Origin of the sequence: Halomonas ventosae (assembly GCF_004363555.1) — a bacterium.
Lineage (GTDB): Bacteria > Pseudomonadota > Gammaproteobacteria > Pseudomonadales > Halomonadaceae > Halomonas > Halomonas ventosae.
The window spans coordinates 63,282-78,997 of sequence record NZ_SNZJ01000021.1 but is presented as its reverse complement, the minus strand read 5'-3'; the positions used below and the strand labels follow the sequence as shown (position 1 = coordinate 78,997).

Annotated in this window: 15 protein-coding genes; 11 read left to right on the top strand and 4 right to left on the bottom strand. The window is 67.2% G+C overall.

What is annotated here, in order from left to right:
• Positions 1–95: 95 nt before the first annotated feature.
• On the bottom strand, positions 96–752 hold the full coding sequence (locus DFP85_RS15990) for a histidinol-phosphatase (protein ID WP_133637429.1): 657 nt from the start codon (positions 750–752) through the stop codon (positions 96–98).
• A 197-nt stretch (positions 753–949) separates the two neighbouring features.
• Here DFP85_RS15990 and DFP85_RS15985 point away from each other — a divergent pair, with 197 nt between their 5' ends.
• Together DFP85_RS15985 and ptsP are read left to right on the top strand one after the other, a co-directional pair.
• Positions 950–1,441: an RNA pyrophosphohydrolase gene (locus DFP85_RS15985; protein WP_133637428.1), complete on the top strand. Its 492-nt coding sequence runs from the start codon at positions 950–952 to the stop codon at positions 1,439–1,441.
• Positions 1,442–1,511: 70 nt separating this feature from the next.
• Complete coding sequence (ptsP, locus tag DFP85_RS15980) at positions 1,512–3,773, top strand: phosphoenolpyruvate--protein phosphotransferase (protein ID WP_133637433.1); 2,262 nt, start codon at positions 1,512–1,514, stop codon at positions 3,771–3,773.
• Between the two features lie 68 nt (positions 3,774–3,841).
• Here ptsP and DFP85_RS15975 read toward each other — a convergent pair whose 3' ends face one another.
• Positions 3,842–4,645, bottom strand: coding sequence for an NRDE family protein (locus tag DFP85_RS15975; protein ID WP_133637427.1), 804 nt, complete (start codon positions 4,643–4,645; stop codon positions 3,842–3,844).
• 106 nt (positions 4,646–4,751) lie between these two features.
• Between DFP85_RS15975 and DFP85_RS15970 the strand changes: the two genes are divergently transcribed.
• The 8 genes from DFP85_RS15970 (at position 4,752) to DFP85_RS15935 (ending at position 12,865) form a co-directional block, all read left to right on the top strand.
• Entirely contained in the window at positions 4,752–5,882 is a 1,131-nt protein-coding gene (locus DFP85_RS15970) for a response regulator (RefSeq protein WP_133637426.1), read from the top strand.
• Positions 5,879–6,673, top strand: a complete 795-nt coding sequence (locus DFP85_RS15965; RefSeq protein WP_133637425.1) for a sulfite exporter TauE/SafE family protein — start codon at positions 5,879–5,881, stop codon at positions 6,671–6,673. The genes DFP85_RS15970 and DFP85_RS15965 overlap by 4 nt, the downstream gene beginning before the upstream one ends.
• 25 nt (positions 6,674–6,698) lie before the next feature.
• Entirely contained in the window at positions 6,699–7,487 is a 789-nt protein-coding gene (gene lgt, locus DFP85_RS15960) for a prolipoprotein diacylglyceryl transferase (RefSeq protein ID WP_133637424.1), read from the top strand.
• A gap of 156 nt (positions 7,488–7,643) precedes the next feature.
• On the top strand, positions 7,644–8,474 hold the full coding sequence (locus tag DFP85_RS15955; protein ID WP_133637432.1) for a thymidylate synthase: 831 nt from the start codon (positions 7,644–7,646) through the stop codon (positions 8,472–8,474).
• 14 nt (positions 8,475–8,488) lie between these two features.
• The gene (locus DFP85_RS15950; RefSeq protein ID WP_424955098.1) at positions 8,489–9,013 is read left to right on the top strand and encodes a dihydrofolate reductase; all 525 of its coding nucleotides are present in this window, start codon (positions 8,489–8,491) and stop codon (positions 9,011–9,013) included.
• A gap of 138 nt (positions 9,014–9,151) precedes the next feature.
• The gene (locus tag DFP85_RS15945) at positions 9,152–10,246 is read left to right on the top strand and encodes a ProQ/FINO family protein (RefSeq protein WP_166644652.1); all 1,095 of its coding nucleotides are present in this window, start codon (positions 9,152–9,154) and stop codon (positions 10,244–10,246) included.
• A gap of 407 nt (positions 10,247–10,653) precedes the next feature.
• Complete coding sequence (locus tag DFP85_RS15940; RefSeq protein WP_133637421.1) at positions 10,654–11,736, top strand: porin; 1,083 nt, start codon at positions 10,654–10,656, stop codon at positions 11,734–11,736.
• 88 nt (positions 11,737–11,824) lie between these two features.
• Positions 11,825–12,865: a hypothetical protein gene (locus DFP85_RS15935; RefSeq protein WP_133637420.1), complete on the top strand. Its 1,041-nt coding sequence runs from the start codon at positions 11,825–11,827 to the stop codon at positions 12,863–12,865.
• An 86-nt stretch (positions 12,866–12,951) separates the two neighbouring features.
• Here the strand turns inward: DFP85_RS15935 and DFP85_RS15930 are convergent, their stop codons facing one another.
• A complete protein-coding gene (locus DFP85_RS15930) occupies positions 12,952–13,170 on the bottom strand; it encodes a hypothetical protein (RefSeq protein ID WP_133637419.1) in 219 nt (72 codons plus the stop codon).
• Positions 13,171–13,395: 225 nt separating this feature from the next.
• Entirely contained in the window at positions 13,396–14,559 is a 1,164-nt protein-coding gene (locus tag DFP85_RS15925) for a DcaP family trimeric outer membrane transporter (protein ID WP_133637418.1), read from the bottom strand.
• Between the two features lie 392 nt (positions 14,560–14,951).
• Between DFP85_RS15925 and fnr the strand changes: the two genes are divergently transcribed.
• Positions 14,952–15,692 (top strand): fumarate/nitrate reduction transcriptional regulator Fnr, encoded by a 741-nt coding sequence (fnr, locus tag DFP85_RS15920; protein ID WP_133637417.1) that lies wholly within the window; start codon positions 14,952–14,954, stop codon positions 15,690–15,692.
• The last annotated feature ends 24 nt before the right edge of the window (positions 15,693–15,716 follow it).

The following is a 15,716-nucleotide window of genomic DNA, read 5'->3' as shown; positions in this document are numbered from 1 at the left end:
TGGCCGCTTGGCCGCTTGGCCGCTTGGCCGCTTGGCCGCTTGGCCGCTTGGCCGCTTGGCCGCTTGGCCGCTTGGCCGCTTGGCCGCTTGGCCGCTCAGTCCCTCAGGCTGATGATCTTCCAGCCGCGTTTCTCGGCCTCTGCGCGCAGGCTGGAGTCGGGGTCCACCGCCACCGGGTGGTCGACCCGCTCCAGCAGCGCCAGGTCGTTGTGGGAGTCGCTGTAGAACCAGCTGCCGTCCAGGGTCAGGTCCCTGTCGGCGAGCCACGCCTCCAGGCGCTTGACCTTGCCCTCCCGATAGCTGGGGATGCCGGTAGGGCGACCGGTGTAGCGGCCATCGACCACCTCGGGCTCCACGGCGATCAGCTCGTCGATGCCCAGGCGCTCGGCGATGGGGCCGGTGATGAAGCGGTTGGTGGCGGTGACGATCAGCAGGGTGTCGCCGCGGGCCCGGTGGCGGGCCACCAGCTCCTCGCCCTTGTGCAGGATATGCGGCTCGATCTTGCTGGCCATGAACTGCTGGTGCCAGGCGGCGAGCTGCTCGGGGCTGTGTTCGGCGAGCGGGCGCAGCGCCACCGCCAGGAAGGCCTGGATGTCCAGGGTGCCGGCCTCGTAGTCGGCCAGGAAGCGGTCGTTGGCCTCGCGGTAGGCCACCGGGTCCACGGCGCCCTGCTCCAGCAGGAACTCGCCCCAGGCATGGTCGCTGTCGGTCGACAGCAGGGTGTTGTCCAGGTCGAAGATGGCCAGGCTCACTGCATTCCCCTCTGGTGGTCTCGAAAGCGTTTCAAGGTCGTGACAAGGTCGGCGATTATGGCAGAAGCGCCGTCGCGCTTCGAGCGCCGGGCCGGCGCGGATGAGGACGCATTCACGGCTTACAGCTTGGTCGTATTGATGCCCTTTGCGGCGTTGTGGAAGAATGGCGTCAATACTGGATTCATAAGGTGAAGTCCGTGATCGACGCTGACGGCTTTCGCCCCAATGTTGGCATCATCATCGCCAACGAGCAGGGGCAGCTGCTTTGGGCGCGTCGGGTAGGACAGAATGCGTGGCAGTTTCCCCAGGGAGGCATCAAGGCTAACGAGACTCCGCAACAGGCACTTTTTCGTGAGCTGCACGAGGAGATCGGCCTGACCGCCGACGACGTCGAGATCCTTGCCTGCACCCGGGGCTGGCTGCGCTACCGCCTGCCGCGACGCATGGTTCGTACCCACTCGAGGCCGGTGTGCATCGGCCAGAAACAGAAGTGGTTTTTGCTGAGGATCTGCTGCCAGGAGAGCCGGATCTGCATGGACATGTCCGGCAAGCCGGAATTCGACGGCTGGCGATGGGTCAGTTACTGGTATCCCTTGGGACAGGTCGTGCCCTTCAAGCGGGAGGTCTACCGCCGCGCCCTGCGCGAGCTCTCCCCCCGGGCCCAGCGGCTGGCCCTTGGCCATGGATAAGCCGAGGGCCTGACGGCCGCGCCATTCCTCAGCGAGGCGAGAGACAACCACAATGGAAAAGAAGACGCCGATGCTCGAGGTGTTGCGACGCATCATCCAGGAGGTCAACGGGGCCCGCAATCTGGAAGCGGCCCTGGCCACCATGGTGCGGCGCATCCGCAAGGCGATGCGCACCGACGTGTGCTCCTTCTACCTCTTCGACAGGTCCATCGACCGGCTGGTGCTGATGGAGACCATTGGCCTGCGCGCCCAGGCCGTGGGTCGGGTCAGCCTCCAGGTGGGCGAGGGCCTGGTGGGCCTGGTGGCCAAGCGCGAGGAGCCGCTGAACCTGGAGGATGCCCAGGCTCACCCCCAGTTCCTCTACTTCGAGGCTACCGGCGAGGAGCGCTACTCGAGCTTTCTCGGCGTGCCGATCATCCACCAGCGCCGGATGCTGGGGGTGCTGGTGGTGCAGCAGTCCGAGAAGCGCCGCTTCGACGAGGAGGACGAGGCCTTCCTCGTCACCATGGCCGCCCAGCTGGCGGGCGTGCTGGCCCACGCCCTGGCGACGGGCGGGCTCAACCGGCCAAGCATGCCGGGCGGGCAGGCGCGCTTCACCGGGGTGGCGGCCTCGCCCGGCATGGCCATCGGCGAGGCGGTGGTGATTGCCGCGCCGGCGGACCTCAACAGCGTGCCGGACCTGATCCCCACCGACGTGGAGTACGAGATCGCCCGGCTCAAGGAGGCCATCGGCCGGGTGCGGGACGAGATCCGCGCCGCCGGCGAGCGCCTGGCCAGCCGTATCTCCGCCCAGGAGCTGGCGCTGTTCGACGTCTACCAGCAGATGCTCGGCGAGGCGGCCCTCTCCCAGGAGGTCGAGAAGCGTATCCGCGAAGGCCAGTGGGCGCCCGGTGCCCTGGCCGACGTGGTGCGTCGCCACGTCCAGTACCTGGAACGGGTCGACGACAACTACCTGCGCGAGCGCGCCGCCGACGTCCGTGACCTGGGGCGGCGGGTGCTGGCCCACCTGCAGGAGGAGACCCCCCAGACCCCGGACGTCTACCCCGACAGTACCATCCTGGTGGGCGACGAGATCAGCGTGGCGATGCTCGGCGAGGTGCCCCGCGAGAAGCTCGTCGGGCTGGTCTCGGTGCGCGGCTCCAGCACGTCCCACCTGGCCATCGTCGCCCGGGCCATGGGGATTCCCACGGTCTCGGGGATGGTCGACCTGCCGTTGCCACGCCTCGGCGGCAACCGGGTGGTGCTGGATGGCCACCGCGGGCGCCTCTTCGTGCGCCCGGGGCCGGAGCTCGAGAGCCACTACCAGAGCCTGATCGACGAGGAGCGGGCGCTGATGGCGGTGCTGGAGCACGAGCAGGACCTGCCCAGCCGTACCCCGGACGGCCACGACATGCCGCTGATGGTCAACACCGGCCTGGCAGTGGATGCCGTGGCCTCGCTGAAATCGCGGATCGGCGGGGTGGGGCTCTACCGCACCGAAGTGCCCTTCATGATCACCGAGCGCTTCCCCGGCGAGCAGGAGCAGACCCGCCTCTATCGTGAGCAGCTCGAGAGCTTTGCGCCCCTGCCGGTGGTGATGCGCACCCTGGACATCGGCGGCGACAAGGACCTGCCCTACTTCCCCATCGAGGAGGCCAACCCCTTCCTGGGCTGGCGCGGCATCCGGGTCACCCTCGACCATCCCGAGGTGCTGATGGTGCAGCTGCGCGCCATGCTGCGTGCCTCCCAGGGGCTCGACAACCTGCAGGTGCTGCTGCCGATGGTCACCAACGTCGACGAGGTCGACGATGCGCTGCGCCTGCTCGACAGGGCCATCCTCGAGCTCGGCGAGGAGGGGGTGGCGGTGAACCGGCCTCGGGTGGGCGTGATGCTGGAAGTGCCGGCGACCCTCTATCAGCTCGATGCCCTGGCCCGACGGGTCGACTTCTTCTCGGTGGGCAGCAACGACCTGACCCAGTACCTGCTGGCGGTGGATCGCAACAACCCGCGGGTCGCCGACCTCTACGATGCCTGCCACCCCGCCGTGCTCTCGGCCATGGCCCGGCTCGCCGAGGATGCCCGCCGCCTGAAGATGCCCACCTCGGTGTGCGGCGAGATGGCCGGCGACCCCGCCGGGGCCCTGCTGCTGATGGGCATGGGCTTCGATGCCCTGTCGATGAATGCCCCCAGCCTGCCGCGGGTGAGGGCGGCGATCCGTCGGGTGCCCCTCGATAGTGCCCGCGAGCTGGTTGCCGAGACCCTCAGGCTCGACTCGCCCGGTGACGTGCGCCACCACCTCGCGGAGCGTCTCGGCGGCTGGGACCTCGCCCACCTGCTGCCGCCCCGCGACTGACCCGGCTTCGCCGGGAGCGGAAAGAGCGGCGCTTCGCGCCTGGAAGCCCGAAGGTGAAAGAAATGGCCTTATGCCTTGGGCGGTAAGGTCAGGCTACTTTCAGCTTTCAGCTCCAAGCGAAGCTGGGTCTCTCCCAGCCTGACCCCTTCCGGGCCGAAGCGCCGCTCACCGAGCTCGACCCGCCCGTCGCCGTGCCAGGCCAGCCAGGTGGAGGCGCGGGTGCCGTAGTCCCGGCCGATGATGAAGGGAGGCGAGAGCCGGCGCTCCATCTCGAGCCCCACGCCGGTTTCCGGCAGCCGGTCGTCATCGGCGGGGTGGGGGTCGCCGAGCACGGCCAGGGCCTCCTCGGGCCAGCGGCCGCGGCGCAGGCTGGCGGCGAGCCCCTGGCGGGCGGCGATCAGCTTGGGCCAGGGAGTGTCCAGGCTGGCGTTGGAAAGCCCGTGCAGGCCCGGCGGGACACGCCTCAGCCGGATGCCGTCGAGGCCCCGATGGAGGTGCCAGAGCGTCTCGCCGTCACCGACCAGCAGGTTGAAGCCCGCATAGTGGCGAGCGGCCCCGTCGGATAGCCGATCCAGCCAGGCCGGCAGGTCGTCGTGCTCCAGCGCCTCGCGCACCAGAGCGCCGCGGCTGGGGGCTCCCGGCGGTACCTTGAGGCGCGGGTCGCGCACATTGGTGACGGCGGCGAAGCGGCCGCGGCGGTGCACCGCCAGCCAGGTACCGCCGGCCTCCAGGTCGCGACCGCCGAGGATCTCGGGAGCATCCTCCCAGTCGCCCAGTGGGGCGGCCGGGCGGGCATGGAACTCGTCACGGTTGGCCACCAGGCGCAGCGGGCAGGCGCTGCCGGGGCGATGGTCGAAGGCGATCAGGCACATGGCGCCAGCTTATCCGGCCGGCCGGCCGGGGGGAAGGCGCCGTCATGACAGTCTCGCCCCGGCCGCGTACACTCTTTTCCTCCATCGTGCTTGCACAGGGATGAAAATGCAGGACGACATTCGCCTGGACCGCCTCTGGTCGCGCCTGGTCTGGCCGATCCTCTGGCCGGTGCTGTTCGCCCAGGCCATTCTGGTGGTGCTCTGCCTGGTGGTCGGGGGCATGCTGTGGTCGATGATGCCCGCCCACGCCTCCTGGGGCGCCACCTTCTGGTTGCTGCTGGCGCTGCTGCTGGGCAGCAGCCTCAACGTGGCGGTCTTCCTGACGCTGCTGCGACAACGCCTGCGCGGCATCCAGCGCGAGGTCAACGACGCCCTGGCCGGCATCGAGGCCTGGCTGGCCCGCCACCAGCGCCCCCAGCCCGGCGACAAGCTGCCGCTCCCCAGGCGTCTGGCGGCCCTGTCGGAGGCCTGCCAGGCGCTGGTCGAGGGCTGGCAGCGCGATCTCGAGGAGAGCCGGGCCGCCGAGCGGCGCCTGGCCGGTGATCTCCAGGCCCGCAACGGCCAGCTCGAGCGGCTGGAGGCCGGCCGGGTTCGGGCCCGCGAGGAGTCGCGCCTCAAGTCCGGCTACCTCTCTCACCTGCAGCAGTCGCTGGCCCCGCTGATGGGCGCGCTGTCGGAGGTGCTCGAGAGCGATGCCCTGCGCCAGTGTGGCGGCGACCGTGACCATGGGGCCCTGCTCGCGCTGCGCGAGCGGCTGGCCGATGCTGCAGTGCTGCTGGAGAACCTCGGCGAGCCCGCCGGCACCTCTGCGGCGTCTTCCCGACCGCTCCCCCACGGCAAGGGGCGGGTGCTGATCGTCGATGATGGCCCGGTGAACCTGACCCTGGCACGCCAGGTGCTGGAGCGTCAGGGGCTCGACGTCGAGACGGCGACCAGCGGCGAGGAGGCCCTGTCCCGGCTGGAGGGGGCCCCCTTCGACCTGGTGCTGATGGACATCTTCATGCCCGGCATGGACGGCGTGGAGACCAGCCGGCACTGGCGCGACCGTGAGGCCGAGGGGGCGGCCCGTCAGCGCAGCATCCTGGTGGCACTGACCGCCAACGCCAGCGACGAGGATCGCCGGCGCTTCCGCCAGGCCGGCATGGACGACTTCCTGGCCAAGCCCTATCGTCCCCAGGCGCTGGTCGACCTGGTGCGGCGCTGGCTGCCCGGCGCCCCGGCGCCAGGCCCGGCATGAGTCTGCTGGCAAGCCTGGCCGGCTACCTGGTCCTGGGCATGCTGGCCGGCACCATGGCGGGCCTCTATGGCGTGGGCGGTGGCCTGATCATCGTACCGGCCCTGACGTTGGCCTTCGGGCTCCAGGGCGTTGCCACGGACGTGACCATGCACCTGGCGGTAGGCACTTCGCTTGCCACCATCGTGGTCACCGGGGCCTCCTCGGCCTGGGGACACTTCCGTCGCGGCAGCATCCGCCGCGACTGGTTCCTGGCCCTGCTGCCGGGGCTGATGCTCGGTGCGATCGCCGGGGTCTTCGTCGCCGGTAGCCTCTCCGGCGGGCGGCTGGGGACCCTGTTCGGCCTCTTCGTGATCCTGGTCGCCCTGAAGATGGCGCTGGGACGCGGCCCCCGGCCCGGCAGCGTGGCACCCGGGCGTGCCGTGATGGGCGTGGCGGGTGCGGTGATCGGCGGCGTCTCGGCGCTCTTCGGCATCGGCGGCGGTACCCTCAGCGTGCCCTGGCTGACGCGCTGCGGGGCCACCATGACCCAGGCCGTGGGCACCTCCTCGGCCTGCGGGCTGCCCATCGCGCTGTTCGGCGCGGCCACTTTCGTGGCCGTGGGGTGGGGCAACCCGCTGCTGCCCGCCGGGGCCGCCGGCTTCGTGATGCTGCCGGCCTTGCTGGGCATCGTGCTGGCCAGCGTGCCCTTCGCGCGCCTCGGCGTCCTGCTGGCCCATCGCCTCTCGCCCCGGACGCTGCGCCTCTCCTTCGCCGCCCTGCTGACGGCGGTGGGCCTCAAGTTTCTCCTCTGACACTCCCGTTACCCAAGGGCCTTGCATGCTGAACTATCCCGATATCGACCCCGTGGCCATCTCCCTCGGTCCCTTCCAGGTTCACTGGTATGGCCTGATGTACGTCGTCGGCTTCGTCGCCGCCTGGGTCCTGGGGCGCCGGCGGGCCGAGCGCATCGGCCTGACCCGCGACGACGTGGGCGACCTGCTGTTCTATGCCGCCATCGGCGTGGTGGTCGGCGGCCGGCTCGGCTACGCGCTCTTCTATGGGCTCTCCCAGTGGCTCGCCGACCCGCTGTGGATCTTCCGCGTCTGGGATGGCGGCATGAGCTTCCACGGCGGCCTGGTCGGGGTGCTGCTCGCCGCGCTGTGGTTCGCCAGGAAGAAGCGGCTGGCCTTCCTCACCCTGACCGACTTCGTCGCCCCCCTGGTGCCCATCGGCCTGGGAGCGGGGCGCATCGGCAACTTCATCAATCGTGAACTTCCCGGTCGCGTGACCGAGATGCCCTGGGGCATGCCGTTCCCCGGTCTCGGGCCCGAGCCGCGTCATCCCAGCTCGCTCTACGAAGCGGCTCTGGAGGGGGCGGTACTGTTCGTGGTGCTGTGGTTCGTCACCGCCACGCCACGCCGCCGTGGCCTGGCCTCGGGACTCTTCCTCGCGCTCTACGGCGCCTTCCGCTTCCTGGTCGAGTTCTACCGCCTGCCGGATGCCCATATCGGCTACCTGGCCTTTGGCTGGTTCACCATGGGCATGCTGCTGACCCTGCCGATGATCGCCGGCGGCATCGCGCTGATCGCCTGGTCGCGCCGCCAGCCGGTGGATGTGAAAGGGTGAGGGGCAAGGAGCAAGGAGCAAGGGGCAAGGGGCAAGGGGCAAGGGGCAAGGACGAGCGATGGAGTGCCTTCGTGATAATCTGGAGGGCTGGCCCTCTATGCCTTCAGGGAGTGTCGCCGGATGTGTAGAATCCTTGTCCCTACACACCCTACCCAGATGAACGCCGTGACCGACCAGACGCTTCCCGCTCTCGAACAGCCCTATCTCGACCTGATGCGCCAGGTGCTCGACCGCGGCGTGGAGCGCGACGACCGGACCGGCGTCGGCACCCGCTCGCTGTTCGGCCACCAGATGCGCTTCGACCTCGCGCGCGGCTTCCCGCTGGTCACCACCAAGAAGCTGCACCTGCGCTCGATCATCCACGAGCTGCTGTGGTTCCTCGCCGGCGACACCAACATCGCCTACCTGAAGGCGAACGGGGTGCGCATCTGGGACGAGTGGGCCGACGAGAACGGCGACCTCGGCCCGGTCTACGGCTACCAGTGGCGCAGCTGGCCCGACCCCCGCGGCGGCCACGTCGACCAGATCGCGAAACTCCTCGAACAGATCCGCGAGAACCCGCGCTCGCGGCGGCTGATCGTCTCGGCCTGGAACCCCGCGCTGGTGGACGAGATGGCACTGCCGCCGTGCCACTGCCTGTTCCAGTTCTACGTGGCCGAGGGACGGCTCTCCTGTCAGCTCTACCAGCGCAGCGCGGACATCTTCCTGGGCGTGCCCTTCAATATCGCCAGCTACGCGCTGCTCACCCAGATGATTGCCCGGGTATCGGGGCTCGAGCCCGGCGACTTCGTGCACACCCTTGGCGATGCCCACCTCTACCTGAATCACCTCGAGCAGGCCGAGGAGCAGCTCTCGCGCACGCCGCGCGAGGCACCGCGGCTGGTGCTCGACCCGGGCGTCACCAACCTCTTCGACTTCCGCTTCGAGCATATCGCCATCGAGGGCTACGACCCCCATCCCCATATCAAGGCCGAGGTGGCCGTATGAGCGAGACCCCACTCATGACCGACGAGACCCTCGTCCCCGTGGCGATGATCGCCGCGCTCTCCCGCAACCGGGTGATTGGGGTGGACAACGCGCTGCCCTGGTACCTGCCGGAGGACCTCAGGTTCTTCAAGCGCATGACCCAGGCCAAGCCGCTGGTGATGGGCCGCAAGACGTATGAGTCCATCGGCCGGCCGCTGCCCGGGCGGCTCAACATCGTGGTGACCCGCGACCCCGGTTTCCAGCCCGAGGGCGTGCGGGTCTGCCATGATCTCCCCTCCGCGTTGCGGCTCGCCGACCAGCAGGCCACCATCGACGGCGTCGAGGAGATCATGGTGATGGGCGGCGCGCAGATCTACGCCCAGGCGCTGCCCTTCGCCAGCCGGCTCTACCTCACCGAGGTGGATATCGAGGTGGAGGGCGATGCCCGCTTCCCCGAGCTCGACACGGCCGAGTGGCAGGAGGTGCAGCGCGTGCCCGGCGAGCCCGCCGAGGGCCAGCCGGCCTACCAGTTCGTGCAGTACCGTCGGTGTGAAGGGTAGCGACGTTGACGCCGTCGCCGGCCGGCGACATTTGTCACCGCGCCACGCCTGGCACAGACTGAGCAGCAGGTGCCGTGGCCGGCCGCTATCGGCCGCGGCCCGAGTCATCACCGGGAAGGCGCACTGGAGGGCCAGGACTTGATCGAGGAACGCTCAACCCGCCTGCTGGAACAGCTGGAGAGCCGCGCCGCGGCCTTGCTGGGCGTATTGCGGGAATCCCGCGTCCAGCAGGATGCGCTGCAGTCGCGGCTGGCCGAGCTGGAACGCCGTCGCGTCGAGCTGGAGGCGAGCAATGCCGAACTGGCCGCCGAGGTCCGTGAGGAACAGGCCGGTCGGGAGGCTCTGGCGACACGTTGCGGCGAGCTGGAGGCGCGTCTCGGCGAGCTGGAGGCCACCCGCCTGGAGCTCGCCGAGGAGAACCGCGAGCTCGACGAGCAGAACCGCGAACTCGAGGCGCACAACCGACGGTTGCTGGAACGCGAGCCCGCCGAGGCCCCGGCGTCGCTCTTCCATCGCCAGGCGCGCCGCGCCCAGGGGCTCTCCGCGCTGATTGGCCATCGCCCCCGGCAGCCCGAGTCCGGCGAGGCCGCTGGCGAACCCCCTGCCACTCCCGAGAAGGCCGCTCCGCCGGCGCCGGAGCCGTCACAGGCCGATCCCGAGCCCGCCGTTGAAGCGAATCTCCAAGGCGAGGCGTCCTCAGAGGAGGCACCTTCCCCCCAGGCGCTGCTCGACCAGTGGTACCGGCGCTACGCTTCGACCTTCTTCAAGGGCCACACCCGGCCGCTCAAGGTCGGCATCCACGAGGAGCTGACCGCGCGCGAGCCCTGGCCCGAGAAGCTGGTGCGCCGGGCGCTGGCCTGCTACGTCAACCTGCCGCGCTACCTCAAGTCCGTGCGCGAGGGTGCCGAGCGCCTCGACCTGGCCGGCGAGCCGGCGGGGCGGGTGGATGCCGCGGCCGCCGAGCATGCCCACAAGAAGCTCGAGCGGCTGCAGGCCGACCGCCGCCAGAAGGGCCGCCCGGCCCGGCAGCGCGGCAGGAAGGGGGATGCCGCCAAGGGCGCCAAGCCCTCCGCCGAGTCACCCCGGCCTGACAACGCCAGGGCGGCCGCCCCCTCCTCGAACCGGGCTCCCGCCGCGGCCGAAGGTGCCGGGCAGGGCGCCGCGCCAGGCCGGGAGCCCGCCACCCTGGAAGAGAAGCTCTCCGCGCTGCTCGCCAAGCACAACCAGCGTTGATGCGCTGACTTGTCTTCGTCATATTCGCGGGGCATGATAAACCCGCTCATCGCACCAGGTGCCTGATTCGCTTGCCGGATCGCCGTGGCTGGCGGAAGGGGTACCGGGCTCGCCGGGATGGCGCCCGAACCGCAAGGCTGGAGGAGATGTGGGAGAACGGTGTTCGCAGCGAAGGAAAACAGTGTTTTTTTCTTGTTGCGTTCCCGTATATCCCGGTATAGAGTTCCTCTTGCGAGCATTGGACTATAACTAAGGCTTCGCCGAGGTCTGGCTCGCGACCTGCCACCTCCCGGGAGGGACCGCAGGCACGAGAACCGGCACCAAGACCGGCCAAGCCCGCTGACCCGCTCACCAAGAACGGGCAGCCACGATCGAAACAGCAAGCTAGTCAATAAGGAACTATCGCAATGAAAAAGACACTGTTAGCGACTGCTATCGCCGGTGCCCTGGCTGCTTCCGGCGCCCAGGCTGCCACCGTCTACAACCAGGACGGCACCAAGCTCGATCTGTACGGCAACCTGCAGTTTGCCTACGCCAACACTAACGACTCTGATGGCGAGAGCACCGACGAGTTCGCCGACAACGGTTCCACCCTGGGTGTGGCCGGTGAGCATGTGATCTACGAGGGTCTGGCCGGCTACTTCAAGTACGAATTCGAAGGCGACGCCGACGAGATCAAGAATGGCAACGGTCTGGATACCGGTGACCAGGCCTACTTCGGCCTGAAGGGCAACTTTGGTGATGCCCGCCTGGGTTCCTGGGATCCGCTGATCGACGACTGGATTCAGGATCCGATCACCAACAACGAGTACTTCGACGTTTCCGACTCGACTTTCACTCGTGACCTGCCTGCCGTAAGCCTTGTGGGTGTAGAGTCCCGTGAAGGCAACAAGCTGCAGTACATGTCCCCGTCACTGGGTGGCTTCCAGTTCGCCGTCGGTACCCAGTACGAGGGTGACGCCGAGGCCGAGAACTTCTCCGGCTCCAGCAACGCCTCCTTCTTCGGTGGCGCGAAGTACACCGCCGGTGCCTTCTCCATCGCTGCCGCGTATGACGATCTGTCCAACCTGGATGGCACTTACGGCGCTTACGATATCGACGCAGGTGACCAGTACGGCATCACCGCCCAGTACGCCGTAGATACCCTGCGCGTCGCTCTGAAACTCGAGCGCTTCGAGTCCGACAACGAATTCAGCGAAGACGCCAACTTCTACGGCCTGGGTGCTCGCTACGGCTACGGCAATGGCGACATCTACGGCGCCTACCAGTACGTAGATGTGGGTGGTGATGAGTTCCTCGACACTGCAGACCAGTGCTTTACCAGCGGTGACTGCCCGAACGAGGAGAGCGACGAAAGCTACAACGAAGTCGTGATCGGCGCTAACTACAACATCTCCGATGCCATGTACACCTTCATCGAAGCGGCATGGTATGACCGTGAGAACGATGCCAGCGACGGCGTTGCCGTGGGTGCCGTCTACCTGTTCTAAGCCCCTCGCAGGATTATCCTGCCCGTAGGGTGGAACACCGAAAGCCGATCCTCCGGGATCGGCTTTTTTCATTCCGATGCGAGGTCCCATGAAACAGCCAATTATCACCGCCAGCTTGTTGATACTGGTCTTGGCGCTGGCGAGTACTCCGGCGCTGGCCAGCGAGCGTGAGGAGCGCTTCCGCGAGGAAGGCAAGCAACTCGACCTCACCGGCTTCCTGCAGTCGGAGAACGATGCCCGCAGCCGCAGCTTCCTCTACGGCAGCCCCCATGAGCACGACTTCACTGTCAACGAGGCCGGGAATTACCTGTTCGAGAGCAGCGTGCCGGGCGGCGAGTCAGAGGACTATCGCGTGGCGGCCGTGCTGCTGGACGACCAGGGGCAGGAGGTCGCACGCGGCGAGGCACTCGGCCAGAATGGCGGCCTTTCCATGCGCCAGCGACTGCAGCCGGGCGACTACACGCTGCGCGTCGAGGGCCACAAGTTCGGTACCCGTGGCACCTCTGGCAGCAGCTTCTATATCACCGTGGCAGGACTGGATAGCCAGGGCCGACGCCTGGAGGATGGCGTCAGCGATGGCCAGGGACTGATATTCAGCGGCAGCGCACGAGAAGGCAATCGCAGCGTCTTCGTGCGTAGCAGGGATGACGTGGCAACCATTTCCGCGCCGAGCCAGGAGGCGGCGGCCGGCACGGCAGCTGCGACAGCAACCGCTATCGCTGATGCACCCGAGGAAACTGAGGCAGGTGCCCAGACGGCGCAAGAGCCCGTGGCCGAGAAGGCGGATGCATCGGCTCGCAGCGCCGAAACCATCGTCACTGACGTCAAGATCCGGGCACGTGGCGAGGTGCTGACCTTCGAGGTGGCCGAGCGCGGCGCCGTCGCAATCACCACCTCGACCTACCCGACCGGCTACGAGGACACCTACCGCATCGAGCTCGAGGTGCTCGACGAGAGCGGTCGCGTGGTGGCCGAGGGCGCAGGCGAGGGCTTCGATGGCGATGTCGACATGACCACCGAGCTCGCGCCGGGCCGCTATCGCATTCGCGTGCAGGGCCAGAAGTTCGGGTCATCCATGACGGGTGTGAACAACTACGAGCTCAAGGTGCAGCAGCTGGATCGCCGGTAACCCTTTCCTGCGCCACGACATGACGAGGCCCCCGGCGCATTTTGCGTCGGGGGCCTCGTCGTCAGACTGCTGAGTCTTAAAGATCGTCAGCTATCCTGGTCGTCGATGATCATCTGGATCATCTCTTCGAGCGCCTCGACCTTCTCCTCGAGTGCCTCGACCTTGCCCTCTTCCTCGACGGCCTTGACGTAGTTGTCATTGATCTTGGCCATATGCTCTTCGATGGTTTCGGAGTCCATGGCCAGGGCAGAGCCGGCCATCATCAGGCTGGTAAGCAGGCCGGCAATCAGCAGCTTCATCTTCATGGTGGCACCTCTTGGTCTGGTGGGGTGATAGAGACCTGCCGTCAGGTCTTGCTGCTTGGTGTCACCGTCCTGGCCAGGCTTACAGCTCGATGTTCGTTTCCGCTGAGCCGCTGTCATCAAAAAGCCCCGGCCATGTGGCCGGGGCGCAAGGATCGAATATGCGGTTGCTTGTGTCCTAAAGCGCTATCGCAATGATGGCGGGGCGGGCCCCGCCATCGGATCGGCTTAGAAGCTGTACATCACCATGCCCTGGATGCGGACGGCATCACCGTCATCGCCACCCTTAGTCTCGCGGCTGGCCCAGCTGGTCTCGATGCCATAGCTGATGCGCTCGGCCGGTGACCAGATGTAGTTCAGGTAGGCCGTCTCGAAGGTGTCATTGCCGTCGATTTCTTCATCGTCGAGATCGACAGTGGCGACGTTATAGGAGGCGTTGATGGCACCCGGGCCGGCCTTGAGGCTGGCGCCGATGGTACCGCCTGTGCTCTCGAGGGTCTCGAGATCGCCAGTGGTGGTATCGAGATAGGCGGGAGAGGTCTGCGGGCTGACGTTCATGTAGCCGCCCAGGCCGTCGCCGTGGGTCACGCCGGCGCGCAGGGTCAGCGCCTCGGAGACGTCCAGGGCTGCTTCCAGTGCCATGCCCCAGCCAAAGGCGGAGTCATCGTCCACGTTTGCCGGCGGAGTGTTTGTTGAGCCTTCGGCATCATACTCCAGCTGGCGCAGCACGGCGGAGGCGGAGTACTTGAAGGGGCCGGAGGTCTCGGTGTAACGCGCGGTCACGTCCGGCAGCTGGCTCTTGGCAATATCATCAGGCTTCTCGGTGGTGCCAAGGTCTGCATCTTCAGAGCCGCCCAGGGTGTCCGGGTCCTCGATGGACATGGAGAAGTTGCCAGCGGTGTAGCGCAGCTGCGGCTGACGGGCCTGGTTGGCGACACCGGGGGGGCCACGGAAATCGATGGTCGGAGTACCAGCCACGAAGCCATAGAAGTTGGTCCAGGTCTGGCCGGCCAGGATGCCGTCCCAGGAGCCGTAGGCATGGCGCAGGCGGAAATTGTTGTTTTTTCCGTAGAAGTCACCCTCGATGCGGGTCACCAGGTCGCTGCCGGAGACCGGGGTGGTGGTCTGGAAGCCGATGCGGCTCTGGTAGGCGTGCATGTTGAAGTGGCCGTCCTGACTTTCCTCGCCATCCAGAGCGATCTTGCTGTGGGTGATCAGGTCACCCATATCGGCATCAACGTCGTAGATGATATCCAGCTTGGCGTACCCATAGACGCTGGCCTTGGTGTCGCCCACCTCGAAATCGACGGCATGGGAAGCGCTGGCGACAGCGAGGGCCAGGGCGCTGGCGGAAAAGAGGGCGGCGTGCTTGACGCGTTTTTGAATTGTCACTTGCGGTTCCTTTCGATGCGTGGCTGCCCCTGCAGGAGGCAGATCGTTTATTGTATTGACCTTGACGTAAACGTAATTAATGTTTTCCTGTAAGTTTACGTTAACGTCAATGCACAACATAACGGCAGCGCATGGGACTGGCAAACTGACATGGCATTTTTGCTACAAAAGTATGAGGAACCTTTCTGAAAGCCCCCATTGGTGCCTGTTTCACGACACCCTGGCGACGCCCCTCCTGCCATCGTGCTCATGAAGGTTCACAGGTACGCGGCACTGTCATTCTGTAGCGCCGCTTCCTGAACTACGCTTGACGAGACTCAAGGCAACTTCGGCATTGCGGAGGCCGTGCCGGGCCTTGAACGATGCGGTCGTCAAGGAACAGGGAGTTCACCATGACCCATCTTTCCTCCGGTCAGGCGACTATGTCGTCAGGACAGGTGTCGCGATGTCAGGGCTGCAGCCTCTGTGCGCACTGCCTGCCGCTGGGGCTGGCGCCAGAGGATCTGGAGCAGTTCGACGCCATCATTCGCCGCCCCCGGCCGCTCAAGCGAGGTGCGCCGCTGGTTCGTCAGGGGGAACCCTTCACCAGCCTCTACGTGGTTCGGTCGGGCAGCTTCAAGCAGGTGGTGGCCGATACGGGGCATCGTGAGCACGTGACGCACTTCCTGCTGCCCAGCGAGGTGGCGGGGCTGGATGCGGTCGGCGAGGCGATCCACCCGACCAGCGTGTTGGCGCTGGAGAGCAGCTTCGTCTGTGAGCTGCCGTTCGCCTCACTGGAGGCGCTGGGTGACCGGCTTCCGATCCTGCGCGGTGCGCTCTACCGCTGCATGAGCCAGGAACTCCATCGTGACCAGCGCCTGCACTGCCTGCTCTCCTTCGCCACCGCGGAGCGGCGCATGGCAAGCTTCCTGCTCGGCATGTCCGAGCGGCATGCCGCGCGGGGCTACTCTCCTTATGGCTTTCAGCTGGCCATGTCGCGGGCCGACATCGGCAGCTTCCTGGGGCTGGCGCTGGAGACCGTCAGTCGCCTGATGAGTCGCTTCCAGCGGCATGGCCTGCTCGAGATAAGGGGACGCGAGGTGACCCTGCGGGACCTGACGGCCCTGGAGGCCCTGGCCGAGCAGGGCCGCTGAACGAGGAGGATTCGCCTCGGGCAC

What these genes read in the sequence shown, in the direction of transcription:
- ptsP (WP_133637433.1), top strand. Translation starts at nt 1,512, where the DNA reads ATGCTCGAGGTGTTGCGACGCATCATCCAGGAGGTCAACGGGGCCCGC.
- DFP85_RS15975 (WP_133637427.1), bottom strand. Translation starts at nt 4,645, where the DNA reads ATGTGCCTGATCGCCTTCGACCATCGCCCCGGCAGCGCCTGCCCGCTG.
- DFP85_RS15970 (WP_133637426.1), top strand. Translation starts at nt 4,752, where the DNA reads ATGCAGGACGACATTCGCCTGGACCGCCTCTGGTCGCGCCTGGTCTGG.
- DFP85_RS15965 (WP_133637425.1), top strand. Translation starts at nt 5,879, where the DNA reads ATGAGTCTGCTGGCAAGCCTGGCCGGCTACCTGGTCCTGGGCATGCTG.
- lgt (WP_133637424.1), top strand. Translation starts at nt 6,699, where the DNA reads ATGCTGAACTATCCCGATATCGACCCCGTGGCCATCTCCCTCGGTCCC.
- DFP85_RS15955 (WP_133637432.1), top strand. Translation starts at nt 7,644, where the DNA reads ATGAACGCCGTGACCGACCAGACGCTTCCCGCTCTCGAACAGCCCTAT.
- DFP85_RS15950 (WP_424955098.1), top strand. Translation starts at nt 8,489, where the DNA reads ATGACCGACGAGACCCTCGTCCCCGTGGCGATGATCGCCGCGCTCTCC.
- DFP85_RS15940 (WP_133637421.1), top strand. Translation starts at nt 10,654, where the DNA reads ATGAAAAAGACACTGTTAGCGACTGCTATCGCCGGTGCCCTGGCTGCT.
- DFP85_RS15935 (WP_133637420.1), top strand. Translation starts at nt 11,825, where the DNA reads ATGAAACAGCCAATTATCACCGCCAGCTTGTTGATACTGGTCTTGGCG.
- DFP85_RS15930 (WP_133637419.1), bottom strand. Translation starts at nt 13,170, where the DNA reads ATGAAGATGAAGCTGCTGATTGCCGGCCTGCTTACCAGCCTGATGATG.
- fnr (WP_133637417.1), top strand. Translation starts at nt 14,952, where the DNA reads ATGACCCATCTTTCCTCCGGTCAGGCGACTATGTCGTCAGGACAGGTG.